The 24,105-nt window shown below is 73.9% G+C and carries 18 protein-coding genes; 7 read left to right on the forward strand and 11 right to left on the reverse strand.

Annotation, left to right across the window (positions count from 1 at the left end):
• Positions 1-9 precede the first annotated feature (9 nt).
• A complete protein-coding gene (locus tag EES41_RS32170) occupies positions 10-696 on the reverse strand; it encodes a GNAT family N-acetyltransferase (RefSeq protein ID WP_073798565.1) in 687 nt (228 codons plus the stop codon).
• A 580-nt stretch (positions 697-1,276) separates the two neighbouring features.
• Here EES41_RS32170 and EES41_RS32175 point away from each other — a divergent pair.
• Positions 1,277-1,957, forward strand: coding sequence for a (2Fe-2S)-binding protein (locus EES41_RS32175; RefSeq protein ID WP_123081449.1), 681 nt, complete (start codon positions 1,277-1,279; stop codon positions 1,955-1,957).
• 172 nt (positions 1,958-2,129) lie between these two features.
• Here EES41_RS32175 and EES41_RS43255 read toward each other — a convergent pair whose 3' ends face one another.
• The 3 genes from EES41_RS43255 to EES41_RS32190 all read right to left on the reverse strand — a co-directional run bounded on the left by EES41_RS43255 (position 2,130) and on the right by EES41_RS32190 (position 7,244).
• A complete protein-coding gene (locus tag EES41_RS43255) occupies positions 2,130-3,731 on the reverse strand; it encodes an IS1634 family transposase (RefSeq protein WP_254211644.1) in 1,602 nt (533 codons plus the stop codon).
• Between the two features lie 152 nt (positions 3,732-3,883).
• Positions 3,884-5,656: a S8 family serine peptidase gene (locus EES41_RS32185; RefSeq protein WP_123081450.1), complete on the reverse strand. Its 1,773-nt coding sequence runs from the start codon at positions 5,654-5,656 to the stop codon at positions 3,884-3,886.
• A gap of 217 nt (positions 5,657-5,873) precedes the next feature.
• Positions 5,874-7,244 (reverse strand): cation:dicarboxylase symporter family transporter, encoded by a 1,371-nt coding sequence (locus EES41_RS32190; RefSeq protein ID WP_123081451.1) that lies wholly within the window; start codon positions 7,242-7,244, stop codon positions 5,874-5,876.
• Between the two features lie 105 nt (positions 7,245-7,349).
• Here EES41_RS32190 and EES41_RS32195 point away from each other — a divergent pair, with 105 nt between their 5' ends.
• Together EES41_RS32195 and EES41_RS32200 are read left to right on the forward strand one after the other, a co-directional pair.
• A complete protein-coding gene (locus EES41_RS32195) occupies positions 7,350-9,056 on the forward strand; it encodes a sensor histidine kinase (RefSeq protein WP_250568545.1) in 1,707 nt (568 codons plus the stop codon).
• Positions 9,053-9,754, forward strand: a complete 702-nt coding sequence (locus EES41_RS32200; RefSeq protein ID WP_073777532.1) for a response regulator — start codon at positions 9,053-9,055, stop codon at positions 9,752-9,754. Before EES41_RS32195 ends, EES41_RS32200 begins: the two co-directional genes overlap by 4 nt.
• Here the strand turns inward: EES41_RS32200 and EES41_RS32205 are convergent.
• Both EES41_RS32205 and EES41_RS32210 read right to left on the reverse strand, forming a co-directional pair.
• A complete protein-coding gene (locus EES41_RS32205) occupies positions 9,712-10,557 on the reverse strand; it encodes a tyrosinase family protein (protein WP_123081452.1) in 846 nt (281 codons plus the stop codon). The two genes, EES41_RS32200 and EES41_RS32205, sit on opposite strands and share 43 nt — an antisense overlap.
• Positions 10,554-10,949, reverse strand: coding sequence for a tyrosinase family oxidase copper chaperone (locus EES41_RS32210; protein ID WP_123081453.1), 396 nt, complete (start codon positions 10,947-10,949; stop codon positions 10,554-10,556). The genes EES41_RS32205 and EES41_RS32210 overlap by 4 nt, the downstream gene beginning before the upstream one ends.
• Positions 10,950-11,204: 255 nt before the next feature.
• On the opposite strand from EES41_RS32210, the gene EES41_RS32215 reads away from it, so the two are divergent.
• Positions 11,205-12,596, forward strand: coding sequence for a glutamate decarboxylase (locus tag EES41_RS32215; protein ID WP_123081454.1), 1,392 nt, complete (start codon positions 11,205-11,207; stop codon positions 12,594-12,596).
• A gap of 3 nt (positions 12,597-12,599) precedes the next feature.
• On the opposite strand, the gene EES41_RS32220 is transcribed toward EES41_RS32215, so the two are convergent.
• Together EES41_RS32220 and EES41_RS32225 are read right to left on the reverse strand one after the other, a co-directional pair.
• Complete coding sequence (locus tag EES41_RS32220; protein WP_123081455.1) at positions 12,600-15,074, reverse strand: DEAD/DEAH box helicase; 2,475 nt, start codon at positions 15,072-15,074, stop codon at positions 12,600-12,602.
• A 104-nt stretch (positions 15,075-15,178) separates the two neighbouring features.
• Positions 15,179-16,873 carry a sigma-70 family RNA polymerase sigma factor gene (locus EES41_RS32225; protein ID WP_123081456.1) on the reverse strand — a complete coding sequence of 565 codons (1,695 nt, stop codon included), beginning with the start codon at positions 16,871-16,873 and terminating at the stop codon, positions 15,179-15,181.
• A 287-nt stretch (positions 16,874-17,160) separates the two neighbouring features.
• Between EES41_RS32225 and EES41_RS32230 the strand changes: the two genes are divergently transcribed.
• Positions 17,161-19,371, forward strand: a complete 2,211-nt coding sequence (locus EES41_RS32230; RefSeq protein ID WP_123081457.1) for a tetratricopeptide repeat protein — start codon at positions 17,161-17,163, stop codon at positions 19,369-19,371.
• On the opposite strand, the gene EES41_RS32235 is transcribed toward EES41_RS32230, so the two are convergent.
• Positions 19,343-20,152: an IclR family transcriptional regulator gene (locus EES41_RS32235; protein WP_123081458.1), complete on the reverse strand. Its 810-nt coding sequence runs from the start codon at positions 20,150-20,152 to the stop codon at positions 19,343-19,345. The two genes, EES41_RS32230 and EES41_RS32235, sit on opposite strands and share 29 nt — an antisense overlap.
• Positions 20,153-20,241: 89 nt before the next feature.
• On the opposite strand from EES41_RS32235, the gene EES41_RS32240 reads away from it, so the two are divergent.
• On the forward strand, positions 20,242-20,883 hold the full coding sequence (locus EES41_RS32240; protein ID WP_254211645.1) for a bifunctional 4-hydroxy-2-oxoglutarate aldolase/2-dehydro-3-deoxy-phosphogluconate aldolase: 642 nt from the start codon (positions 20,242-20,244) through the stop codon (positions 20,881-20,883).
• Between the two features lie 2 nt (positions 20,884-20,885).
• Positions 20,886-21,869, forward strand: coding sequence for a sugar kinase (locus EES41_RS32245; RefSeq protein WP_123081459.1), 984 nt, complete (start codon positions 20,886-20,888; stop codon positions 21,867-21,869).
• Here EES41_RS32245 and EES41_RS32250 read toward each other — a convergent pair whose 3' ends face one another.
• Together EES41_RS32250 and EES41_RS32255 are read right to left on the reverse strand one after the other, a co-directional pair.
• Positions 21,870-22,754 (reverse strand): aldo/keto reductase, encoded by an 885-nt coding sequence (locus EES41_RS32250; protein ID WP_123081460.1) that lies wholly within the window; start codon positions 22,752-22,754, stop codon positions 21,870-21,872.
• On the reverse strand, positions 22,751-23,935 hold the full coding sequence (locus EES41_RS32255) for a serpin family protein (RefSeq protein ID WP_123082828.1): 1,185 nt from the start codon (positions 23,933-23,935) through the stop codon (positions 22,751-22,753). The genes EES41_RS32250 and EES41_RS32255 overlap by 4 nt, the downstream gene beginning before the upstream one ends.
• Positions 23,936-24,105: the final 170 nt, after the last annotated feature.

Below are 24,105 nucleotides of genomic sequence, written 5' to 3' on the forward strand. Positions count from 1 at the left end.
GGAGGACCGCTACGCCGGGATCAGCGTCTTGCGCCGGCGCTTGCGCTGCGCCGCCGAAGACAGCCTGAGCTCGATGATCGACCGGACCGTCGGCCACTCCTCGTCGAGGATCGAGTAGAAGGCCGTACTGCGCACCGCGCCGTCGAGCCCCCGCGAATGGGCCCGGCGGACCCCTTCACAGGTGAACCCGAGGCGCTCCATCGCTGCGCGCGAGCGCCCGTTACGGGCGTCCGCGCGCAGCGAGATGCGCCGGACGCCCCAGGTTTCGAAGGCATGGCGGAGCATGAGCAGCTTCGCCTCGGTGTTGATGCCGGTTCCCTGGGCCGCCGGGGACAGCCAGGTATTGCCGATCTCGGCGGCATCGGGGATCGCCGTGGCGGGATCGCCGAACGGGACTCCCGGCACGGCGGGCCACACGAGCGGCCCCTGCCAGTAGTCCAGTTCCAGGAACCGGGTCGAACCGACGACCCGCCCGTCGGTGGCTCTGACCACCGCGAACGGGAGCGATCGACCCGCCGCCTGATCGGCGAGGGCACGGTCGATGTACTCGTGGGACGCCTGCACCCCATGGGGTACGGGAGTGAAGGCGTAAGTCGTACGATCCTCGGCCCCGGCCATGGCCAAGGCCTCGGTGTGGTGGGGGGCGAGGGGCTCGAGCCGCACGGAGCGGCCGGCGAGGAGTACGGGTACGGGCACGGAGCCTTCGGTCCTTCTGGGCGGTGGGGTGGTTGCACAGTCTGCGCTCCTGACGTCGCCCCCCGTGCAAAACACGGGTGAAAGGCAACGGGCTGTCAGGTGAACGCGAGTGGCTCAATGTAGCCCCTCAACGAGCTCTCATGAACCCCCTAAATGGCAACGTCATGGCGATGATTTTCGAGGACTTTCGTCCCCGCCGGGAAGAGCCCTCAATCCTGATCCGGGGACATCCCTTCAACCGGTCGACGTGGACCCGCCAAGCGGCTGCCCCGAGTGGCGAAAGTCACCGGTTCGGCGTGTCTGACCTGCGACGATACGGAGGCGACCCGGCGTCGCCGTACCAGCGCCCGGCCGCCGGGGCGCCGGGCCGGGCCGGCCCGGTTCCCGGCCGGGCGGGCATCGAACAGGCGGCCGTCGCAGGAGTGTCCGGGGGGCGGCGGGCCGACCGGGTCACGGCGTTGCGCCACCCGGGTCCGCCGAGGGTCCGGGCGGGTCGCCGCGGAGCATTCCGGAGCGCCCCCGGGGGCCCGGTTCCGAGGGGGCGGCACCGGCCCGGCGCGCCCTTGAGATCATCGCGTCCATGGACATGGACGACGTATTGCGGCGGCTGGCCTCCGTCGGGCCGTTCTTCACCGTGCCGTACGGGAAGGAGCCCCCCGGCCCCGGCTTCCGCCCGCTCGGCGACCTCTACGGGGAGCGGCTGGGCCCGTACGTCACCGAGGTGGGCCGGCGGATCCGCAGCGGACCCGGCCGGGTCGCCGCGTCCACCGCGCAGCTCGGCATCGCCTCGCGGCTGTGGTCGCTGGGCCTCGGCTGCGCCGCCCTGGGCGGGCGGGTGCCGGACCTGGGCGTCGACCGGGTGTGGTGGCGGCTGCCCGCGGCGGGATCGCTGGAACTGTGGCTGCCCGAGCCGGAACCGGGCGCGCTGGACGCCGGGGCGCTGGGGGAGAACGTGCTGGGCAACCTCGCGGTGCTGGACGCGGGGCTGCGCGAGCGGTTCGGGGTCTCGGCGAAGGTGCTGCGCGGCAACACCGCCTCCGCGCTGGTGGGGGCGCTGCGGGTGCTGCTCGACCGGGTTCCGGGCGGGCCCGCCGTCTCGCTCGCGGCGGATCTGCTGGCCGACGGCGGCCCCCTGGGCGGCGCGGGCACCTTCCTCCACGAAGAGGGCCTCGGGGTGGCCTTCGTACGGCGCAGCTGCTGCCTCTACTACCAGGTGCCCGGCGGCGGCCTGTGCGGGGACTGCGTGCTGCGGACCAGGTGAGCGGGCGGTCCGTTCGAACCGGCGCAGGCCACCGGGGCGCGGTTGCACCGCTCCCCGATGGCCCCGCGGCAGCGCCGTGACGTCGTCTTCGACCGCCGGCTCGCCGACGCGTCCCGTGGCGCTAGGTCCGCTCGTGGCGGCCCACTAGACCCGTACTTCGCGGGTGACTGTTTCAGGTCTGTGGCCAGCGGGTTTGTGTGATGTCGGTGTCGAGGAGATCGAGGAGGTGGAGTTGGACGCCGCGGTTGATCTGGACGGTTGGCGGGTCGGTGACGTTGCCGATCCGCAGGGTGAGTTCGCCGAGGTGGTAGAGGATCATCCGGCCGGTGGGCCGGACCCGTCGGTTGTCCGGATAGAGACCGGCCATGGTCTCGTCGGGGCCCAGCGCGCGTCTGACCTGCCGCTCGATCAGGCAGAAGACGAGCAGGGCCAGGCAGATCACCTGGATCAGCGCGGCGACGCGCCGGTTGTGCTGCACGAAGACCGGTGCGACCGCGAGGGGGCCCTTGAAGTCGTGGTAACGCCGTTCGACCGCACCCTGGCCCTTGTAATGGATCAGGACCTGGGCCGGGCCGGCCTTGTCGGCCGGGACGCTGGTGATGAGTGCGTACCAGCCGTCGACGGCTGCTTCGGCCTTGAGTACGTCCTGGTCGAAGTGCCAGGCAAGGCCGGGGGTGCCTTGCTCGTCCTCGGTGATCTGCCACCGCAGGCAGGAGGTGACACGGCGTTTGGCTGTGACGACGCCGATCCGGGCGACGATCTTCTCCCGGGTCTTGTAGTGCCGTCCGCCCGCCGCTGCGGTGAGCCTGTCGAGGTCTTCGGCAGCCTTGGCCAGTCGTTTGGCCCGGGCCGCCTGCTGGCCGGCCGCGACGGCGGTGGAATGGACCAGGATCCGGCGCACGGTCAGCAGTGGATCGCTCTTGCGGCGGCCGGTCATCGTATGAACGTCTTCCAGGACCCGGTAGGTCTCCCGTTCCGCCCCCGGTTTCCTCTCGTCCCGCGCGGGCACCCAGTCGACGGGCTGTGCCTCCTCAGGATCCAGGACTGCGTAGAACTCGTCCTTGATCTGCGCGGCCGGGACGGGCGCGATGAACTCCACCCCGGCCTGAAGCAGGGCGGTGATGTTGGAGTAGGACACCAGCTTGGAGTCGGCGACCATCAAGAACTCGTGGGTGCCGGCCATCGCTTTGAGGTCTTTCATCGCTCCGACGACCTGGCTGACCTCGGCCGCGGCGCCGTCGAAGACCCGGGAGTGCACGGGGATACCGCCGTCGGCGGACACCGCGAGCCCGGCCTGGACCTGTTTCAGGTCCAGGCGCCGGTCTTTGGGATGCCCGTTGCAGGCGATGAGCGGGTACCGCTCGTCCTGGTCACCGGCGGGGAAGGCGCCATGGACGGACATGCTGGTCATGTCCCAGTGCAGCCGGGAGACGTCGATCCCGAACTCAGTGATGGCCCGGGCACCGACGGTGCCCGCGATGACCTCCAGCTTCGGGGCGATCGCGTCCAGCGCGCGGGCCAGACGGTCGTCGTTGAGCAGGTCCGGTGTGATGCCGAAGACCTCCTCCACCGCCCAGGTGCGGGCCCAGTCCCCGACCCGCACCAGCGGTGCGGGCGAGGTCAGCCGGTTGGCCACCAGTGCCTCGATGACCTGTCCGTGGGTCAGATGGGCGCTCGCGCCGCCCGGACACACCTCATCGACGACCCCGGCAACATCCAGCCGGCGCAGAAACTCGGCAGCGACAGGCAGAGCGCCCAGACGCTTCTCCACCACGGATGTCACCACGCACTCAAAGCGCTGGCGCTGGGACCGTGGCCGCGGGGACCGGGAAGTCATCGACACACCCGGACCAACGCCACACCACCGGTCCGGGACACTCCCGGACCGGTCACACCATACGAATCAACGACCCGCGAAGTACGGGACTAGAACGTGAGGTTCCAGGCGTCGATCTTGCCGGTGTCGCCGCCGGCGTTGTCGTTCACGCGCAGCTTCCACGTGCCGTTCGCGACCTCCGAGGAGGCGTTGACGGTGTAGGTCTGCGCGATGTTGTCGGTGCCGCCGCCGGCCCGGTTGTGGACCGTGTAGACGGTGCCGTCCGGCGCCACCAGGTCGACCTTCAGGTCACCGATGTAGGTGTGCTTGATGTCCACGCCCACCTTGAGGGTGGCCGGAGCGTTGCCGCTCACCCCGCTGACCGTGATCGGGCTCTCGACGGTGGTGTTGTCGCCGATGGCGACGTCACCGAGGTTCTCGAAGTACTTCCCGGACGGCGGGGTGCTCCCGACGGCCTTGAGGGCGTCGACCTGGCCCTCGCCGAAGAAGGAGTTGTTGGCCGCGGTGCCAGTGCAGCGGTTGTCCGACGGGCAGGCGATGTCGTTGGCCTGCGTGGCCAGCTTGTCGCGGATCTGCGCCGGGGTGATGCCGGGGTTGGCACTGGCGATCAGCGCCGCCACGCCCACGACGTGCGGGGTGGCCATGGAGGTGCCGCTCTTGGTGCCGTACTTCCCGCCCGGCAGGGTGGAGTAGACGTCGCTGCCCGGGGCCGCCACGTCGATGACGCCCGAGCCGAAGTTCGAGAACGAGGCCTTCGTGGTGCCCGATCCGTTCGCCGCGACGGTGACCACGCCCGGGAGCTCGGTCGGGATGTCGAGGCAGGCGTTGGTGATGGTGCGGGTGACCGGGGTCGAGTCGTTCGGGCTCGCGGTGTCGGTCGTCTTGTGGGCCAGGTCGTAGTTCTCGTTGCCGGCCGCGGCGATCTGGAGCGAGCCCTTGCTCTCCGCGTACTCCTGGGCGCGCTTGACGCCCTCGATGATGGCGGCCTGGTCGATGTTGTCGGGGCAGTTGAACTGCCACGGGTCGGTGTAGTAGCTGTTGTTGGTGACCTTGAAGCCGTGGTCACCGGCCCACACGAAGCCGCAGATGGTGTTCTCGGCGAAGAAGAACGAGTTGCCCGGCTCGGCGACGCGGACCGCGGAGATCTTCACGCCCGGGGCCACGCCGACGACGCCCTTGCCGTTCTTGGCGGCCGCGATGGTGCCCGCGACGTGGGTGCCGTGGGTGTCCACGTCACGCCAGGCGCCGGTGCGGGCGTCCGCCTTGCCGTAGGCGCAGGAGACGGAGTCGGCCGCGTTGAAGTTCGGCGCCAGGTCCTGGTGCTGGTCGTCCACGCCGGTGTCCAGGACGCCGACCTTGACGGAGGCGGAGCCGGTGGTGACGGCCCAGGCCTGGTCGGCCTTGATCTGGCTCATGTCCGCGCGGACCGGCTCGCCCGCAGGGGTGCTGGACTGGGCCGGGTTGGCGGGCAGGGCCGGGTTGTAGGCGTCCGCGGGGACGTCCGAGGTGCGGGTGGCGCCGACCTTCTGGACCCCGGAGACCCCGCGCATGGTGGTGGCGAAGGTGGAGGAGGTCGAGTGGGCGACGATCACGCCGATGGCGTCGTAGTTCGAGAACACCGTGCCGCCGTTGGCGGCGATGGCCGAACGGACGGCCGAGCTGTCACCGGGGGCGGTGATCACGAGGTAGGCGCGCGTGCCGGCAACCCAGGTCGCACTCTGGGAAGACGGCGCGGCGGCCTTGGCGCCACCCGGGGCCTTCGCGACCGGGGCGGGGGCCCCGGACGGGGAGACGGGGGCGGTGCCGGCGAGCGCGGCGGGGGCCCCGAAGGCGAGTGCGGCGCCGAGCGTGGCGGCCAGCACGAGGGTACGTCGAGGTCGGCTGGATATGTGGGGTATCAATGCGTCCTCCGAAGACGGCCCGGTAGCTGCTGGTGGCAGCTACCGGGCCGTACGAAACGAGTGGTGGACGCAAGATGTCAGACGGGTGCCCCGCTGCGGAAGTACCTTTTACCGCACGCGCATTCGCCCGCCGGTGGCTGAAAAGCGACCATGGATGGACGCGGGGCGGCCGGGCCCACTAGGCCGGGACGCCGTCCTTGGGGGTGGCCGGCTGGGCCGGTACCGGGGTCGGGGCCCCGTCGTCCACCTGGTCACCGTGCGTGTCTTCCACGAGCGTGGTCTCGTCGAACGGGCAGCGGCCCGCGAGGACTTCGGCGGCCCGGTCCCGGTCAAACTCCTTCGTCCACGTCCCGATCAGCACCGTCGCGACCGCGTTCCCGGCGAAGTTGGTCAGCGCCCGCGCCTCGCTCATGAACCGGTCGATGCCCACGATCAGGCCGACCCCGTCCACGAGTTCCGGCCGGTGTGACTGGAGTCCGCCGGCCAGGGTGGCCAGGCCCGCGCCGGTGACGCCGGCCGCGCCCTTCGAGGCCACGATCATGAACAGCAGCAGTGAGATCTGCTCGCCGATGGCCAGCGGCTTGTCCATGGCCTCCGCGATGAACAGCGAGGACATCGTCAGGTAGATCGCGGTCCCGTCCAGGTTGAACGAGTAGCCCGTCGGCACCGTGATGCCGACCACCGGCTTGGAGACCCCGAGGTGCTCCATCTTCGCGATCAGCCGCGGCAGCGCCGACTCCGAGGAGGAGGTGGACAGGATCAGCAGGAACTCCCGGCCCAGGTAGCGCAGCAGCGCGAACACGCTGACTCCCGTGCACACCCGCAGCAGCGTGCCCAGCACCACGATCACGAACAGCAGACAGGTCGTGTAGAAGCCGATCATGATCACGGCCAGTGACTTCAGGGCGTCGATGCCGGTCGCTCCGACCACCGCCGCGATCGCCCCGAACGCGCCCACCGGGGCCGCCCACATGATCATCGCGAGGACCCGGAACACCAGCTTCTGTACGTGCCCGATCCCGCGCAGCAGCGGCTCGCCCGCCGGGCCCATGGCCTGGAGCGCGAACCCGCACAGCAGCGCCACCAGCAGCGTCTGGAGCACCTGGCCCCCGGTGAAGGCGGAGACCAGCGTCGTCGGGATGATCGCCAGCAGGAACTCCGGCGTGCTCTGCGCACCGCCCGCCTTGGCCTGCGCCTCGCCGGCGTGCCGCGCCGCCTCGGTGAGGTGCAGCCCGCTGCCCGGCTCCAGCAGGTTGCCGACCAGGAGCCCGATCCCCAGGGCGACCGTGGACATGATCATGAAGTAGCCGAGGGCGAGCCCGCCCACGGCACCGACCTTGGCCGCCTTGCGCACCGATCCGATGCCGAGCACGATCGTGCAGAAGATCACGGGCGAGATCATCATCTTGATGAGGTTCACGAAGCCGGTGCCCAGCGGCTTCAGTTCGACGGCCACGCCGGGTGCGGCGAAACCGACGGCGATTCCGAGGAGTACCGCGCCGATCACCGCGATGTAGAGATAATGGGTCTTGTCGCGTCTGGCGGCCACGCTGCCTCCTGGTGATGATTACGTTCCGGGAGACCATCGCCCGCCGATGTGACCCCGGTCACCCTTGCGTTCATTGAGTTCATGGCCGGGTACACACTGAACCCCATGTTCCGTTTGCCTCGGCCGCCGCGCTCCCTCGCCGGCCAGTTGTTCGCCATGCAGGTGCTGGTGGTCGCGGTCGTCGTCGCGGGCTGCGCCGTGTTCGCGTACGCGACCGCCCGCGGCCAGGCCGAGGACGCCGCCCGGCGCCAGGCCGGGGCGGTGGCCCGCTCGGTCGCCGACTCCCCGTCCGTCCGCGAGGCGGTGCGCGGGGCGGCGCCGGGCACCGCCCCCGCGGCCGGCCTCCCGACGGGCTCGGCGACGGGCGCCCCGGCGAGTTCCGCGACCGGCTCCGCGACTGGTTCCGCGACCGGCTCCGCGGTCGATGCCTCGGCCGTGCTCTCGGCCGAGCTCCAGCCCTACGCCGAGCGGGTGCGCACCGACTCCGGAGTGGACTTCGTGACGATCATGGCCCCGGACGGGCGGCGCTGGACCCACCCCGACCCGCGCCGCATCGGAGAGCGGTTCATCGGCAACACCGCCCCCGCCCTGCGCGGCGAGACCTTCAGCGAGACCTACACCGGCACCCTCGGCCCCTCGATCCGCGTGGTCACCCCGCTGACCGACAACGGCCGGGTGATCGGCATGGTCAGCGCCGGGATCACCGTCCGCGTCATCGGCGACCGGCTGGCCGCGCAGCTCGTCGTCCTCGGCTGGTTCGCGGCCGGCGCCCTCGCCCTGGGCGGCGCGGGCACCTACGTGGTCAACGCCCGGCTGCGGCGGCACACCCACGGCATGAACGCCGCCGAGCTGAGCCGGATGTACGACTACCACCAGGCGGCCCTGCACGGTGTCCGCGAGGGACTGCTCATGCTCGACGGCCAGCGCCGGATCACCCTCATCAACGACGCGGGCCGCGAACTCCTGGGCCTGGAGGGGAAGATCAGGGGAACCGGCGTCGCCGACCTCGGGCTGCCCGCGCCGCTGACCGGCGCGCTGCTCGCCGACCGGCCCCGGGTCGACGAGGTGCACCTGACGGCCGACCGGGTGCTGGTCGTCAACAGTTCGCCCGTCGCCGGCGGCGGCCGCCGGGGCACCGTCGTGACCCTGCGCGACCACACCGAACTCCAGTCGCTGACCGGGGAACTGGACCATGAGCGCGGGTTCACACAGGCCCTGCGCTCCCAGGCGCACGAGGCCGCCAACCGGCTGCACACCGTGGTCTCCCTCATCGAACTCGACCGGGCCGAGGAGGCGGTGGAGTTCGCCACCGCCGAACTGGAGCTGGCCCAGGCCCTCACCGACGAGGTGGTCACCGCCGTCGGGGAACCGGTACTGGTGGCGCTGCTGCTGGGGAAGGCCGCGCAGGCGCACGAGCGCGGCGTGGAGCTGGTCGTCACCCCGGACAGCAGCGTGATCGACGGGCGGACCGGGATCCCGCCGGCCCGCGACCTCGTCACGGTGCTCGGCAACCTCGTGGACAACGCGGTGGACGCCCTCAGCGGGGTTCCCGGCGGCCGGGTTATGGTGACGGTGCGCGCCGAGGGCGACGGGCTGCTCATCCGGGTCGCCGACAACGGGCCGGGGCTGCCCGAGGGCGCGGACGTGTTCCGGCGCGGCTGGTCGGGCAAGGGCGAGGGGCGCGGCCTCGGCCTCGCGCTGGTGCGCCAGGTGGCCCACCGGCACGGCGGCAGCGCCGATGCCGGCGCGCGCGCCGACGGCGGCGCGGAGTTCACCGTACGACTGCCGGCGCGCGGGGAGGCGGGGGCATGAGCGCGCCCGAGGTGCGGGTCCTGGTCGTCGAGGACGACCCCGTCGCCGCCGCCGCGCACGCGCTCTACGTCGGCCGGGTGCCGGGGTTCACCGCCGTCGGCGCCGTGCACTCGCTGGCCGAGGCCACCCGGGTGCTGGAGCGGACCGGGGTCGATCTGCTGCTCCTGGACCTGACCCTGCCCGACGGGCACGGGCTGCGCTTCGCCCGGGGGCTGCGGGCCGCCGGGCACCCCGTCGACGTGATCGTGGTGACCTCGGCGCGCGACCTCGCGGTGGTCCGGGAGAGCGTCTCGGTCGGCGTCGTGCAGTACGTGCTCAAGCCGTTCGCCTTCCCCACCCTGCGCGAACGGCTGCTGCGGTACGCCGAGTTCCGCGCGACGGCGGGTGAGGCGGCGGGCCAGGACGACGTGGACCGGGCCCTCGCGGCCCTGCGCGCGCCCCGCCCGGCCGAGCTCCCGAAAGGCCTCAGCGCGCCGACCCTGGACAGGGTCGCCGCGCTGCTGCGGGCCGCGCCCGAAGGGCTGACCGCGGCCGGGGCGGCCGAGGCGGCGGGGATCTCCCGGATCACCGCCCGGCGCTACCTGGAGCACCTGGTGGACACCGGCCGCGCCGACCGCACCCCCCGGTACGGTCAGGTGGGCCGCCCCGAACTGCACTACCGCTGGCTGGCCGCCGCCGGCTCGGTGTCGAAGGTGTAGAACTTGCGGTGGTCCAGCATGTCGGCCGGGGTCACGTCGTTCCACGGCCGCATGGTGTCGTGCAGGTCCACCACGTTCGAGGTGCCCGCCGCCGGCAGGTACGTCGAACGCGGGTTGCGGGCCTGCCAGTCGGCCCACAGCTTGTCGATGAAGGCGTGGTGCATCCAGAACACCGGGTCGTTGGGGGAGACCCCGGTGGCCATCTGGCCGCCGACCCACACGTGCACCCGGTTGTGGAGGTTGGCGCCGCGCCAGCCCTCCAGGTTGTTGCGGAAGCCGTTCGAGGAGCTGTTCCACGGCGCCATGTCGTAGACCGGCATGGACAGTACGGCGTCCACCTCGGCCTTCGTCGGCAGCTCGGCGACGCCCGCGCCGAGGGCGCGCCGCAGGTAGTTGCGGCCGTCCACGCGCACGTTGACGTCCCACTTGCCCGTCGCGTACGCGAACGGCCCGTCGGTCACCTGGCCGTCGCGCGCCCGGCCGGTGCCGCCGAGGAAGTCGGCGGCCCAGAGGGAGGATCTGGTGGTGCGGTCCGCGCTCCAGTCCCAGTAGGGGATGGTGACCTTGGCGTCCACCGTCTGCAGCGCCGCCTCGAACTCCAGGAGGAAGCGGCGGTGCCAGGGCAGGAAGGACGGCGAGCGGTGGCCGACGCGGTCACCCGAGTCGGTGTCGCTCATGATGAAGCCGTTGTGCGTGGTGACGAAGCGGTCGTAGGCGCCGGTGCGCTTGAGCTCGATCAGCGCGTTGGTGAAGGCGCGCTTCTCGTCGGCGGACAGCGTGGCCTGGTTCTTGCGCACGGTCATGCCGCGCCTCCCATCGGTGCGAACGGAGCGAGCTGGGAGCCCTGGAGCTCGCGGACCGCGGCGCGGGCGAGCGAGGTGGGGTCGGCGAAGGTCTCGTAGTGGTTGACCACGCTGATCCAGGTGCCGTCGGCGTTGCGCATCACGTGCAGTTCGCGGCCGTCTATTCGGACGGTGGGCAGATCGGCGCCGTGGTGGCCGCCGTGGTGGCCGCCGCCCGTGGCGGGGCTGATCTGGATGCGGCGTCCCTGGAACACCTCGTCGACGGTTCCGGCAGGGGCGGCGGGGGCCGGGGAGGCGGCGGTCGCGCTGTGGGCGGCGGCGCCGAGGAGACCGAGGGCACTGAGCGTGCCGGCGGTCGTGCCCAGGGCCTGCCGGCGGGTGATCTTGTTCATGGCCGAAGAACTATCAGGCCGGTGCGGCCAGTTGTTCGATATCCGGACATCATTCGACAAGTTGCGGATCGAACGAATTGGCCGATCTTCCCGTCCGTACCGGCTCCAGCGGCTCGGACGGGAAGATCTACGCGCGCAATCGTATCGAACGATAAAATCTTCGGCGAACCTGGGCCACTATGTGCGGCGTCACACGCTGGAGTCGTCCGGATACAGGAGCCGGAATTGTCTGGTTGGTTCACTTATAGTCCGGATATGGCTCTGCATGAGACGAAGGACGTACCCGCCCAGGACGCCGACACGGACGTGTTCACTTCCGCGCTGAGTGGCGAGATCCTCCCCAAGTACCGGATGCCGGAGGACCACTCACCCTCCGAGGTGGTCTACGAGCTCCTGCACAACGAGCTCCTCCTCGACGGCAACGCGGCCCAGAACCTGGCCACCTTCTGCACCACCTGGTCCGACGACGGCGTGCGACGTCTGATGGCCGAGTGCCTCGACAAGAACATGATCGACAAGGACGAGTACCCGCAGACGGCCGAGATCGAATCCCGCTGCGTCAACATCCTGGCCGACCTCTGGAACGCCCCCTCCGGCGGCGCGGCCACCGGCTGCTCCACCACCGGCTCCAGCGAGGCGGCCATGCTCGGCGGCCTCGCCCTCAAATGGCGCTGGCGCGAACGCCGCCGCGCCGCCGGCCTCCCCGTCGACCGTCCCAACCTCATCTGCGGTCCGGTACAGATCTGCTGGGACAAGTTCGCCCGCTACTTCGACGTGGAGCTGCGCCAGATCCCGCTGGAGCCCGGCGCCACCGGCCTCCAGCCCCACCAGCTCGCCCAGTACGTGGACGAGAACACCATCGGCGTCGTCGCCATCCTCGGCGTCACCTACAGCTGCGACTACGAACCCGTCGCCGCGATCTGCGCCGAACTCGACCGGATCCAGGTCGAACGCGGCTGGGACGTACCCGTACACGTGGACGCCGCCAGCGGCGGGTTCGTCGCCCCCTTCCTGCACCCCGACGTCGTCTGGGACTTCCGGCTGCCGCGCGTGGCCTCCGTCAACACCTCGGGCCACAAGTACGGCCTCGCCCCCCTCGGCGTCGGCTGGATCGTCTGGCGCACCGCCGACCTGCTCCCCGCCGACCTCGTCTTCAACGTGGACTACCTCGGCGGCGACATGCCGACCTTCGCCCTCAACTTCTCCCGCCCCGGCGGCGAGGTCATCGCCCAGTACTACCTGTTCCTGCGCCTGGGCCGCGGCGGCTACCAGCGCGTCCAGCAGGCCTGCGCCGAGACCGCCCAGTACCTGGCCCAGGAGATCGCCAAGATGGGCCCCTTCACCCTCCTCTACGACGGCCGGGGCGGCCTCCCCGCCGTGTCGTACACCCTCGCCGACCCGGAGGGGAGCCCCTTCACGCTCTACGACCTCTCCGACCGGCTGCGGATGCGCGGCTGGCAGGTGCCCTCGTACGCGCTGCCGGCCGACCGCGACGACACCGTCATCCAACGCGTCCTGATCCGGCACGGCGTGACCCGCGATCAGATCGCCCTGCTCGCCTCCGACCTGCGCAAGGCCGTGGAACACCTCACCGCCACACCCCCGCCCGTGCCCGCCACCGAGCCCCGGTCCGGCTTCCACCACTGACGGTCAGGCGGGCGCCGACCAGCGCATGCCCAGGGCCGTCAGCGCCTCGACCCGCTCCGGGGCGAGCGACGCGGCGCGGGAGCGCTGGTTGGCGATCCACGAACCCAGCTTGAACTCCCGCCCGCCGACCCGCTCCACATGCGTACGGGGCACCCGCAGGTGCCGCTCGCGCTCGTGGAACAGCCGGGCGGCCTCCAAGTGCGCCGCCCAGGTGGCCGCGTGGGCGACCCGCGGCGGGGGGAGCTCGGCCCCGGTCGCCCGGGTCACCCCCAGCGTGTGCTCCAGCAGCCAGCGCTGCGCCCAGGACAGCCGCTCCCAGGACAGCCGCTGGGAACGCAGCCACAGGCCCAGGTCCTCGCCCTGCACCAGCACCTCGCCCGGACCGGCCGGGAGCCGCCCGCCCGCGTCCAGGTGCACCCGGGTCAGGTGGAAGGCCCGCTGCCAGGAGACCGGCCAGGCCGGGCACCAGGCCGCGTCGATCTCCTCCAGGGCCTCGCGCCGCTCCTGCGACAGCGCGCCCGGGCTCTCGCGGCGGGCCGCCGCGCGCTGGTTCTTCACCCAGATCCCGACCGGCGCCCCGTTCCAGGTGGCGTCCGCCGGCGGCAGCAGGTGCCCGTGCTCCGCCGCCCAGGCGCGGGCCGCCTGCAGCCCCTCCTCGAACGCCACGTCGAAGTGGCTCCACACCATGCCCAGCCGGTCCAGCTCCGCCACCCGCTCCCGGCCCAGCGCGCCCCGGCGGTACGTGCGCCGCGCGTCCGCGATCCACTGGCCGAGCGGGAACCCGGCCAGCCCGGGCGGCCACGGCGACCCGCCCGCCGGCACCCGGTGGGCGAACGGCACCTTCAGGTCCCCGGCGCCCTCCGCGTAGATCCGGGCCGCCTCGACCCCGCGCCGCCAGTGCTCGTGCTCCGGATTCAGCACCCGGAGCCGGACGAACGCCGCCAGCAGCGCCGGATCGCGCGGGGTGGCGAAGCTCAGCAGCGACTCCGCGCCGGACCCCGCCCCCGGCGCTCCCGCCGGGCGGCCCGGGGCCTGCGGCTGGGCGAGGGCCTCGACGAGCCGGGTGTCGTGCGCCCGCAGCGCCTCCAGCAGCCGCGCGAGGCTCCCGTACGCCCGTGAGGTCAGCATCGACTCCGGTGTCTCGCCCGGTCCGAGGAGCACCGGCACCACCAGCGAGGCGACCTTCCCCTCGCCGGGCCGGATCCGCAGCGCCCGGCCGACCGCCTGGACCAGGTCGGGCATCGAGCCGCGGACGTCCGCCCAGTACACGGAGTCGCACTGGGCGATGTCGACGCCCTCGCCCAGCACCCGGACGCTGCCGAGGAAGGCCTTCTCGGCGGCCTGGCCCGAGGCGAACTCCGCCAGCACCCGGCGGCGGTGCGCGGGCGGGTGCAGACCGCACAGCCAGTCGGCCCACACGGTCCGGGGATACACGGGCCCCTTGGGCTCCCCGGTTCCCGGGCGCGCTCCTCCCCGGGACCTTCCGGGGGCCCCGCCGGACGGCCGGGCGGACCGCAGGCGCCGCGCCACCGCCGGGAGCCCGGCGGCGAACGCCTCGGCCTCCCGCGTCAGGTGGTGGAAGACGAGCGTCCGCCGGAACCCCTGGTCCGCGGCCGCCTTCACCAGCGCCGTCTGCAACGCCGCGAGCCGGCTCCCGCGCACCGCGTCCGAGCGGCCGTCCGGGCCCAGCAGCACCGCCGCCTGGAAGCCCGGATCGGTGACGTCCACGCAGACCACCCGGTACGGGGCGCAGATCCCCCGGTCGATGGCCTCGGACAGGGTCAGGGTGTGGCAGCGCGCCCCGAACGGTCCTGCCGGGTCGTCCTCCATCGAGGCGACGAGCCCGCCCCTACCCCGGCCGTCGTCGTCCTCGCCGGCCTCGCCGCCCTCCTCGGGAGGCTCGCCGTCCTGCCACACGCGGGGCGTGGCCGTCATGTACAGCCGCCGGAGGGCGGGGATCCGGGCGTTGTCGTGCACCACCGCCCAGGGCTTGCCGATCCGCCCGGACGTACGGTGCGCCTCGTCGACCACGATCAGGTCCCAGCCCGGCAGCCCCGCGAGGTGCGCCCGCTCGATCGTGCCCATGCCCAGCGAGGCGTACGTGGCGAACACCGTCACCCGGTCCGCCACCCGGCCGCCCAGGCCGGCCAGTTCGGCCGGATCGGTGGTGGTGGGCATCCCGGCGTCGTCCTCGCGCAGCGAGCAGACGGCGAGGCGCCGCCCGGCCCGGCCGCCCTCCCGCCAGGCCGCCGCCGTCTGCACGAGCAGGTCCAGGGTGGGCACCAGGACCAGCACCCGGGCCGCCCGGAGCTCCTCCGCCGAGCGCACGGCGACCAGCGACTTCCCGGAACCCGTGGCCATGATCACCTGGGTCCGCAGGCCCGCCTGGGGCACCCGGCCCCCGGCGGGCAGCTCCAGCGCCCGCGCCACGGCGTCGACCGCTTCGCGCTGGTGCGGGCGGAGCTCTTTCCTCGCCATACCGCAGTTCTCCGTCCGCCCGCGCTCTGAACAGCCCTTTCGCCTCCAGTCTCCATCCTGCCGGAAACCTGAGGCGGTGGCGGCGGGCGCGGGCGGCGCCCCGGCTACATCTTGGCGCCGAAGTTCTGGGTCCACCACGGGCCGCCGGCGCCCTGGTGGATGCCCACGCCGATCTCCTTGAACGCGCAGTTGAGGATGTTGGCGCGGTGGCCCGGGCTCTTCATCCAGGAGTCCATGACCGAGTCGGCGTTCTGCTGCCCCCGCGCGATGTTCTCCCCGTACGTCGACCACCGGTACCCGGCGGCGGTCACCCGCTTGCCCGGGTCGGCCCCGTCGGGGTTGGTGTGGTCGAAGAAGTTCCGGGCGGCCATGTCGTCGGAGTGCCCCTGGGCGGCCGATCGGAGCTGGGAGTTCTCCGTGAGCGGCCCGCAGCCGGCGGCGGCCCGCTCCTTGTTGACCAGGGCGATGACCTGGCCCGCCACCCCCGGAGGGGCGGGCGCCGGCGCCGGGGCCGAGGGCTTCGGCGGCGTGGACTTGGTGCGGGTCGGCGAGGGGCTCGCGCTCGCGGTGGTCGGGCTCTGCGAGGGGGAGGCGGAGGCCGACGCGGAGGGGGACGGCGAGGCGGAAGCCGAGGCCGACGCCGAGGGCGAGGCCGAATCCGAGGGGAGCACCGCGTCGGGGGCCGACAGGGCCGCCAGGGGCGAGGCGGTCGCGCCGCCCTCGGCCTCGGTCTTGCCGGAGCCCGGCAGCGTACCGAGGTAGACCAGCCCGCCGCCCGCGACGCACGCGGCGAGCACGGCCCCGCCGATGACCCGGCGCCGGTTCTGGCGCCGCTTGCGCAGGGCGCCGCGGCTGCCGCCCGCCTCGGAGCCGGACGCGGAACCGGAACCGGAGCCCGGCCCGGAGTCGCCCGCGCGCCGCCGGGCCGCCCGGCCCGGGCCCGACACGACCGGGGTGAGCTCCGTGGCCGCGTCGTGCACCGCGGAGCCGACGGGGACCATGCCGCTCGCCGCTGCCGACCGTACGCCCGCGAGGAGCGCCGCCCCGACCGGCACCAGGGCCAGCCCGGCCAGCAGGCCCTCCGCCGGGACCAGTCCGCTGAACAGACCGGAACAACGCATGCATTCCCGGGCGTGCCGGGCTATTCGCTTGCGCCACAGCGCCGAGGGCCGGCCGTCCCAGCCCGCCGTCACCGCGCGTAGCGCGTCGCACGGAGGCTGCGAGTCCAGCGCCCGCTCGACGACCCGCGCCGACTCCAGCTGGGCCTTCATCCGCTGCACCCGGACCGCCGTGTGCTGCGGCGACAGCTCCAGCGCGGCGGACATCTCCGCGCGGGTGACCTCCCCGGCGCACTCCAACCACCACAGCGACAGCAGGGCCCGGTCGTCGGGCTCCAGCCAGCGCGTGGCGCGGGCCGTCTCACGCCGCTGACCGGCCAGGTTGAGCCGTACGACGGTCAGGTCGACGAAGTCGGCGCCCGGATCGGCGAGGTCGTTCGCCTCCTCCAGGCCGCTCTCGCCGAGGCCGCTGCGGCGCTCCTGCCAGTGCGCCCGGATGCGGTTCATCGTGATCGCCACCAGCCAGGAACGGAAGCTGTCGTCCGCCCGCAGACCGCCCAGTCCGTCGAGGGCACGCAGCATCGTGTCCTGCACCACGTCGTCCACGTCGCAGGAGCCGTTCAGGGCCCGGCCGACGATGTTGTAGACCAGCGGCAGGAAGGAGCCGACCAGCTCGTCCTGAGCGCGGGGATCGCCCGCGCGGGCCGCTGCGACCAGTGCTGCCGTGTGCTGTGTACTCATGTGATTGTTCCCTGTCCGTACCGGCGGTCGATGATGCCCAATACCTGGGAGACCGTCGAGAGAGGCCCCGATAACACTTATCCGGAAGTCAGATTTTCCGCCTTCGGAAAATCTGACTGGTGGGGCCGCCAGCATCGCATCCCCGCGAGCCGGCCGAGCGGCCGGGTTCGGGTTGGGCGCCGGCTCGCCGGCGCCGATGAACTCCCGCCGTCCATCGCTCCCTTGGGGTACCCGAAGTCCCGGGCGGGGCCACAATGGGAGTCACCACGGGACGTGTTGGGGGCGGCATGCCGGCGTTGCTCTGGAGTGGATCCGGCCGTACGAGGGGCTGGCTCGGCTATCTCGGCGCGGTCGGGCTGGGAGCGGGCGCGCTGGCGCTGGCCTCCCTGTGGACCTCCGGAGCCTGGGCCACCGGCATCGGCGCGGCCGTGACCACGCTGTCCGGGCTCCTCGCCGAGCGGCTCGCGCCGGGGGACCCGCCCGGCGTCGGCGCCGCCGAACTGCTGCGCACCTCCGCCGGGCGGATCCCGCGGCTGCGCCATGTGGACCGGCCCGAACTGGCCGGGGCCCATCCGGCCGAGACCCCCGGCGCGGCCCCCGCGTACATCGAGCGCGACGCCGCGCCCCGGCTGCGCGCGGCCCTCGCCGGAGGCGGATTCGTCCTGGTGGTGGGGGAGTCCACGGCGGGCAAGACCCGGCTCGCCTACGAGGTGACCCGCGCCCGCCACCCCCGGCACGCCTTCGTGCGCCCGCTGTCCCGCGCCGCGCTCCCGGAGGCGGTACGGATCGCCGCCCGCCGGCGCCGCGCCGTGCTGTGGCTGGACGACCTGGAGGACCACCTCGGCGCCGGCGGTCTCACCGCCGCCCAGCTGGCCACGCTCTCGCGCACCCTGGTCGTCGCGACCATGCGGGTCCAGGAGTACCGCCGCTACGACGCCCGCGAGGAGAGCCGGCTCACCGGCTCCGACCGCGACGCCTGGCGGGCCCAGCGCGATCTGCTCCAGCGGGCGACGGTGCTGCGCCTGGCCCGGCACTGGTCCCCGGAGGAACGCCGCAGGGCCGCCGCCCACCAGGCGGACCCCCGGATCGGGGCCGCGCTGCGCGCCGGGGAGCGCTTCGGGATCGCCGAGGTCCTCGCCGCCGGGCCGGAGCTGCGCGCCTCCTGGGAGAACGCCTGGGCCCCGGGCACCAACCCGCGGGGCGCGGCCGTCGTCGCGGCGGCCGTGGACTGCCGCCGGGCCGGGCTGCGGCGGCCCGTCAGCCGCGAGTGGCTGCGCGCGCTGCACGCCCCCTACCTGGCGGCGCGCGGCGGCGGCGACCTCCAGCCCGAGCCCTTCGCGGCGGCGATGGACTGGGCCTGCGCCTCCGCCTACGCGACGAGCGGGCTGCTCATCGGCAACTACGGCCAGGGGTACACGGCCTTCGACTACCTGCTGAACGCACCCGGGCCGGAGCCGGTTCCCGACCATCTGTGGCGGGGTCTGCTGGCCCGGGTGGAGCCTGTCGACGCGTACGACATGGGGCTGGTCGCCCATCAGGAGGGGCGGCTGCCCCGGGCGGTGGAGGCCCTCACCCGCGCCCACCGCGGCGGCGTCCCGGGCGCCGAACTGCCCCTGGCCATCGCCGTCGGGGACTCCGGTCGGCCGCGCCGGGCCGCCGCCGACCTCGCCGGGATCGTCCGGCGCCGCGAGGACCGGCTCGGCCCCCGCCACCGCGACACCCTCGCCGCCCGGCACCAGCTGGCCTTCTTCACGGGGGAGGCCGGGGACTACCGCGCCGCGGCGGCCCGGTTCGCGGAGCTGGCCGCCGACACCGAGGCGGTGCTGGGTCCCGACCACCCCGACACCCTTGCCACCCGGCACCAACTGGCCTACTTCACCGGCGAGGGGGGCGACGGGCGCGGCGCTGCCCGCCAGCTGGAGCGGCTGCTCGCCGACCGGCTGCGCGTCCAGGGACCCCGGCACCCGCAGACGCTGGCCGCCCGGCGCAGCCTGATCTGGTACCGCGCCACCGAACCGGCCGAGGCCGGGCGGCAACTGGCCGCGCTGCTCGCCGACGCGGAGGGCCTGCTCGGCCCCGATGACCCGCACACGCTCGCGATCCGGAGCAGCCTGGCTGCCCTCGCCGCCCCGTCCGGCCGGGCCGCCGAGGCCGCCGGAGCCTGGGCGGCCCTGGCGGCCGACCGCACCCGGGTGCTCGGCGCCGAGCACCCGCACACGGTCTACGCCCGGCTGGAGTGGGCCCGGGCGCTGATCGCCGAGGGGCGGGCGGACGAGGCCCGCGCCCTGCTGGCCCGGGTCCTCGACGCGGCCGGCCGGGCCCTGGAGCCCGGACACCGACACCTGCGGACCGCCCGGGAACTCGCCGCTGCCGCTGCCGCTGCCGCTGCCGCTGCCGCTGCCGCTGCCGCGCCTGCCGCGCCTGCCGCGCCCGCCGACTCGGCCGCGCCCGCCGACTCCGGCTTCGTCGTCAGAGAAGCGGAGCCAGGGCCTCCGTAGCCGCGCGCAGGGCCGGTGCGTAGGCCTCGATCCGCTCGCGGGAGACCAGGAAGGTGACGGTGGTGACGGACACCCCGCCGACCGGGCGGCCCCCCGGGCCGAGGACCGGCGCGCCGACGCAGCGGATGGTGGGCTCGTTCTCCTCGTCGTCCACCGCGAACCCCCGGGCGCGGACCGCCTCCAACTCGGCCCGCAGCGCCTGCGGGGTGGTCAGCGAACGGGGTGTCCGGCCGGGCAGGCCGGTGGCGGCGATCAGCTCCCGCACCTCCTCGGCGGGCAGGTGGGCCAGGACGGCCTTGCCGATCGCCGTCGTGTGCAGGGGCATGCGCATGCCGACGCGGGAGGCCGTCCGGAAGGGCTGGTCGCTCTCCAGCTTCCGGACGTAGGTGAGGGACTCTCCGGTGTGCAGCGCCAGGTGCACCGTCTGCCCGGTGGCGCGCCGGAGTTCGTCCAGGATCCGCTCGACGTCCGCCGGCTCCCCGGCTCCGACGAGGGCGGCCAGTCCGCGCAGCCGGGGGCCCGGCGCGTACCGGCTGTCGGCCTCCGGGCGTACGAAGCCCTGCTCGATCAGCGAGGCCAGGATCCGGAACGTACTGGACTTCGGGACCGCGGCCGCCGCCGTCAGATCGGTGAGCCGGTGCGGACCGCCGGGCGCCGCGACGGCCTCCAGGATCCGCAGGGACTTCTCCAGCGCGCTGCCGGCCGCCGAAGCGCGGCCGCCGCGACCGGGAGGGGGCGCTGCGCCGGGTTCGGGGACCGGGCTGTCGTCGGCCGTTGACATGTGATCTCCGCGGATGGGTATGGTCTCCACCAGATGTTCCGGTACACGGTACCAAGTTCCACTACGTGGAACGCCGGGAGGGGTTGGTCGTGTTGTCCTGTCATCCCTACGAGGTGCTGGCCGCCCAGCGGCTGCTGCCGGTGCTGCGCGAGGCCCGCGCGGACGAGGCCGTGCGCCGGACCACCGCCCTGCTCGCCGCCGGATGCCGCGCGGTCGAACTCACCACCACCACCCCCGGCTGGGCCGGGGCCGTCGCCCGCACCGCCCCGCTCCACGACGCCACCGGCCGGCCGGCCCTGATCGGCGTCGGTACGGTGACCACCGCCGCGCAGGCGCGGACCGCGCTGGACGCCGGCGCGGCGTTCCTGATCTCCCCCTACCCGGCGCCCGAGGTCCGGGCGTACGCCGCCGAACGCGGGGCCGTCTTCGTCGAAGGCGGGTTCACCCCCGGCGAGATCGCCGCCGCCGCGCGGCAATCGGGCGCCGCCAAGGTGTTCCCCGCCCATGTCGGCGGCCCGGCCTTCATCCGCTCCCTCAAGGCCGTCCTGCCCACGGCCCTGCTCATCCCGACCGGCGGGATCACCCCCGCCGAGGTCCCCCACTGGCTGGCGGCCGGCGCGACCGCCGTCGGGATCGGCGCCGGGCTGCCGGCCGACCCCGCCGAACTGGCCGCCGTATTCGAGGAACTGGCCCTGCCCCGCAGCTGCGACCGCGCGACCGCGGGGGCCTGACGGTGACCCGGCCCGCCACCCCCGCCGGGTACGACGTCCTCGTCCTCGGCGAGGTGCTCGTCGAGATCCATGCCGACGCGCCGCTGCGGCACGCCGTCGACGGGACCCGGGTGCGGCTCTCCTACTCCGGCGACGCCCTCAACGCGGCGGCCGCCGCCGCTGCCGCCGGGGCCCGGACCGCGCTCCTCGCCGTCGTCGGCGACGACGAACTGAGCGCTCCGCTGCTGCGCCGGGCCACCGAACTCGGCATCGACGTCTCCCACGTACGCCGCGCCCCGCGCCCCAACGGCGCCTACCTGCTCGGCTCCGACACCGAGGGCGACCGGGACTTCGTCTACTGGCGCACCCACAGCGCCGGCTCCACCCTCTCGACCCGGCACATCGCGTCCTGGCGCGCGTTGCTGACCGGTTGCAAGGCCCTCGTCACCAGCGGGATCACCGGCGCCCTGGCACCCGGCAGCCGGGACGCGGTGCTCGCCGCCGCCCGCATCGTGCACGAGGCCGGCGGGCACCTCTCGTACGACCCCAACTTCCGCCCCCGGCTCACCGGCCGGGCCGAGGCCCGCGAACTGCTGGCCCGCATCGCCCCGTTGACCGGGCTCCTGAAGAGCTCCTGCCCGGCCGACGCGCAGGCCCTGGTCGACACCGGCGACCCGCGCGAGGCCGCCGCCCGCTACCGCGCACTCGGCGCCCGCGCGGTCGCCGTCACCGCGGGCGCCGGCCGGCTGCTGCTCGACGAGGGCGCGGGGGAGGCGACGTACCAGCCCGTACCGCCGAACCCCCACCCCCTCGACGCGACCGGTGCCGGGGACTGCTTCACCGGCACCGCCACCGCCCGGATCGCCCTCGGTGACCCGCTCGCCGACGCCGTGGCCTACGGGACGGCCGCCGCCTCCCTCTCCGTGTCCGGGCGCGGCGGCACCGGCCGGATCCCCGCCTTCACCGAGACGGCGGCCCTGGCGGCCGCCCACCGCGGCGGCCGCTGACTAGACCGCTTCCAGCAGGGCGATCTCCTCGGCGGACAGCCGCAGCGCGCCCGCGGCGATGTTCTCGACCAGGTGGTCCGGGTTCCCGGTGCCCGGTATGGCCAGGACGTGCGGACCCCGGTTCAGGGTCCAGGCGATGCGCAGCTGCGCGGCCGACACCCCGTGCGCCGCGGCGAGCGCGCGCACCGCCTCGCCGTCCTGCGAGACCACCCCTGCCTCCTTGCCCGAGCCCGCGACGGCGAAGAACGGCACGAAGGCCACGCCCCGCTCCCCGCACGCGTCCAGGAAGGCGTGGTCCTCGGCCGGGGAGCCGATCCCGTACGCGTTCTGCACGCACACCACGGGCGCGATCGTCAGCGCCTGCGCGAACTGGCCGGGGCTGACGTTGGAGATGCCCAGGTGCCGGATCAGCCCGGCGGCGCGCAGCTCGGCGAGCGCCCCGAAGTGCTCGGCGATCGACGCATCCGCCTGGCTGCGCGGGATACGGAGGTTGACCACGTCCAGGTGGTCGCGGCCCAGCTGGCGCAGGTTCTCCTCGACCTGTCCGCGCAGCTGCTCGGGCGTGGCCCACCACCAGTCGCCGCCGGGAGCCCGGGCCGGCCCGACCTTGGTGGTGATGACGAGCTCGTCGGCGTACGGGGCGAGGGCGCTGTTGATCAGCTCGTTGGCGGAGCGCAGCGGGGAGAAGTAGAAGGCGGCCGTGTCTATGTGGTTGACACCCAGTTCGACGGCCTTGCGCAGCACGCCGGTGACGCGGTCGCGGTCGCTGGGGGAGCCGTCCGCGAGGTGGGTGAGGCGCATCGCGCCGAAGCCCGTCCGGTTGACGGTGAGGTCGCCGAGCCGCCAGGTGCCGGCGGCGCTCGCGGTGATGGGGTTCAAGGTCATCCGGAGACGATATCCGGGTCGTTGACCCAGCCGGCGGCGAGGACCAGCCGGGAGGTCCGGTGCACGGCCACGAAGCCGAACGGCCGGTGGAAGCGGACCTCGGCGTGCCGGACGCGGTAGGCGAGCCGCGGCTCGGCGCAGCCCGCGGCCAGACCCGCCGTGGTGACGGCCGCGGCCTCGAACCCCTCGGCGTCGAAGCGGGCCACGGCCACCTGACGCGCGCTCCCGACCGCCAAGGGCGTGGCGCTGATGCCGGGGAAATGGCCGTAACGGACGTCCGAGGCGCTGCGCAGACCGAACAGCCCGGCCTGGTGGAGCAGATCGTGATCCGCGTCCACGGAAAAGGTCACCGTCTTCACGCTCAGCCGGGGTTCCCGCGAGCTCGACGCGACGGCGGCGATCGACAGGCCGGGCCCTGGCTCCCCCTCGGGGAGCAGGCTCGCACCGGTCGCCGGGATCGTACGGGTCGCGGCGGCGATCCCGGTGGCGAGCACCTCGCCCGGCGCCGCCTCCGGCTCGCCGAGCACCAGGTGCACGTCCACCCCGGTGTCCCCGACCACCTCCAGGAGCGTGACGGGCCCCGCCGGCGTCCGGGCGACGCGGACCCGGTCCAGCAGGGCCGTCTCGCGGTACAGCCCGCTCACCTCGCGCCCGGCCCACGGGCCCTCGGTCAGCTCCGGGCACCACGGCGAGAACGGCCGGATCCACTTCAACCGCAGCGCCAGCGCCGACGCCAGGACCAGCAGGGTGTCCTGCCGGACCGCGACCGGCATCCTCTCGATCAGCCCGCCCGTCCGCTCCGACGCCCACGCGTCGAGCGTCCCGGCATCGGCCTCCGCGTCGCCCGACAGCACGCCCCGCGCGCCCTCCGGGAGCAGCGCCCGCCAGGGCTCCTCCAGCGGGAGACCGGCCCTGGTCCACAGCCCCGTCGCGGCCTCCAGGCCCCGTACGCCGGCCAGCGCGCCCAGCAGGTCCCGCGCGGCCCGCGCCGCCGAGCCGGCGGGTATGCCCAGGGCTTCGGCCAGTTCCGCCCGCGCCGGGCCGCCGGCGCCGTCCGCGAGGAGGGCCAGCAGCGGCCAGACTCCCGCCGCCGTCAGCACCGTGCCGCGCTCGCCCGTCACCGCCCGGGCCGCCCAGCGCGTGGTGAGCCGGCCCACCGCTCGTACCGCCGCGTCGTCCATGGCGGGAGCGTACGTGGTGGGCGCCGCCGGGCCGGTGTCCATTTCCGCGGCCCGGCGGCGCCGGTCGATGGGGATCAGCGGCCGCCGCGCAGGCCCAGTACCCGACCTTCTCGTACGGGCGGTCGTGGCCCGCGTCGCCGTGCCCCGCGGCGGCTACGGGCGCGAAGGCG

Source organism: Streptomyces sp. ADI95-16 (genome assembly GCF_003721495.1).
GTDB lineage: Bacteria > Actinomycetota > Actinomycetes > Streptomycetales > Streptomycetaceae > Streptomyces > Streptomyces goshikiensis.

Coding starts and splice junctions, on each gene's coding strand:
- EES41_RS32175 (WP_123081449.1), top strand. CDS start 1,277: ATGGACATGGACGACGTATTGCGGCGGCTGGCCTCCGTCGGGCCGTTC.
- EES41_RS32195 (WP_250568545.1), top strand. CDS start 7,350: ATGTTCCGTTTGCCTCGGCCGCCGCGCTCCCTCGCCGGCCAGTTGTTC.
- EES41_RS32200 (WP_073777532.1), top strand. CDS start 9,053: ATGAGCGCGCCCGAGGTGCGGGTCCTGGTCGTCGAGGACGACCCCGTC.
- EES41_RS32205 (WP_123081452.1), bottom strand. CDS start 10,557: ATGACCGTGCGCAAGAACCAGGCCACGCTGTCCGCCGACGAGAAGCGC.
- EES41_RS32210 (WP_123081453.1), bottom strand. CDS start 10,949: ATGAACAAGATCACCCGCCGGCAGGCCCTGGGCACGACCGCCGGCACG.
- EES41_RS32215 (WP_123081454.1), top strand. CDS start 11,205: ATGGCTCTGCATGAGACGAAGGACGTACCCGCCCAGGACGCCGACACG.
- EES41_RS32220 (WP_123081455.1), bottom strand. CDS start 15,074: ATGGCGAGGAAAGAGCTCCGCCCGCACCAGCGCGAAGCGGTCGACGCC.
- EES41_RS32225 (WP_123081456.1), bottom strand. CDS start 16,873: ATGAGTACACAGCACACGGCAGCACTGGTCGCAGCGGCCCGCGCGGGC.
- EES41_RS32230 (WP_123081457.1), top strand. CDS start 17,161: ATGCCGGCGTTGCTCTGGAGTGGATCCGGCCGTACGAGGGGCTGGCTC.
- EES41_RS32235 (WP_123081458.1), bottom strand. CDS start 20,152: ATGTCAACGGCCGACGACAGCCCGGTCCCCGAACCCGGCGCAGCGCCC.
- EES41_RS32250 (WP_123081460.1), bottom strand. CDS start 22,754: ATGACCTTGAACCCCATCACCGCGAGCGCCGCCGGCACCTGGCGGCTC.
- EES41_RS32255 (WP_123082828.1), bottom strand. CDS start 23,935: ATGGACGACGCGGCGGTACGAGCGGTGGGCCGGCTCACCACGCGCTGG.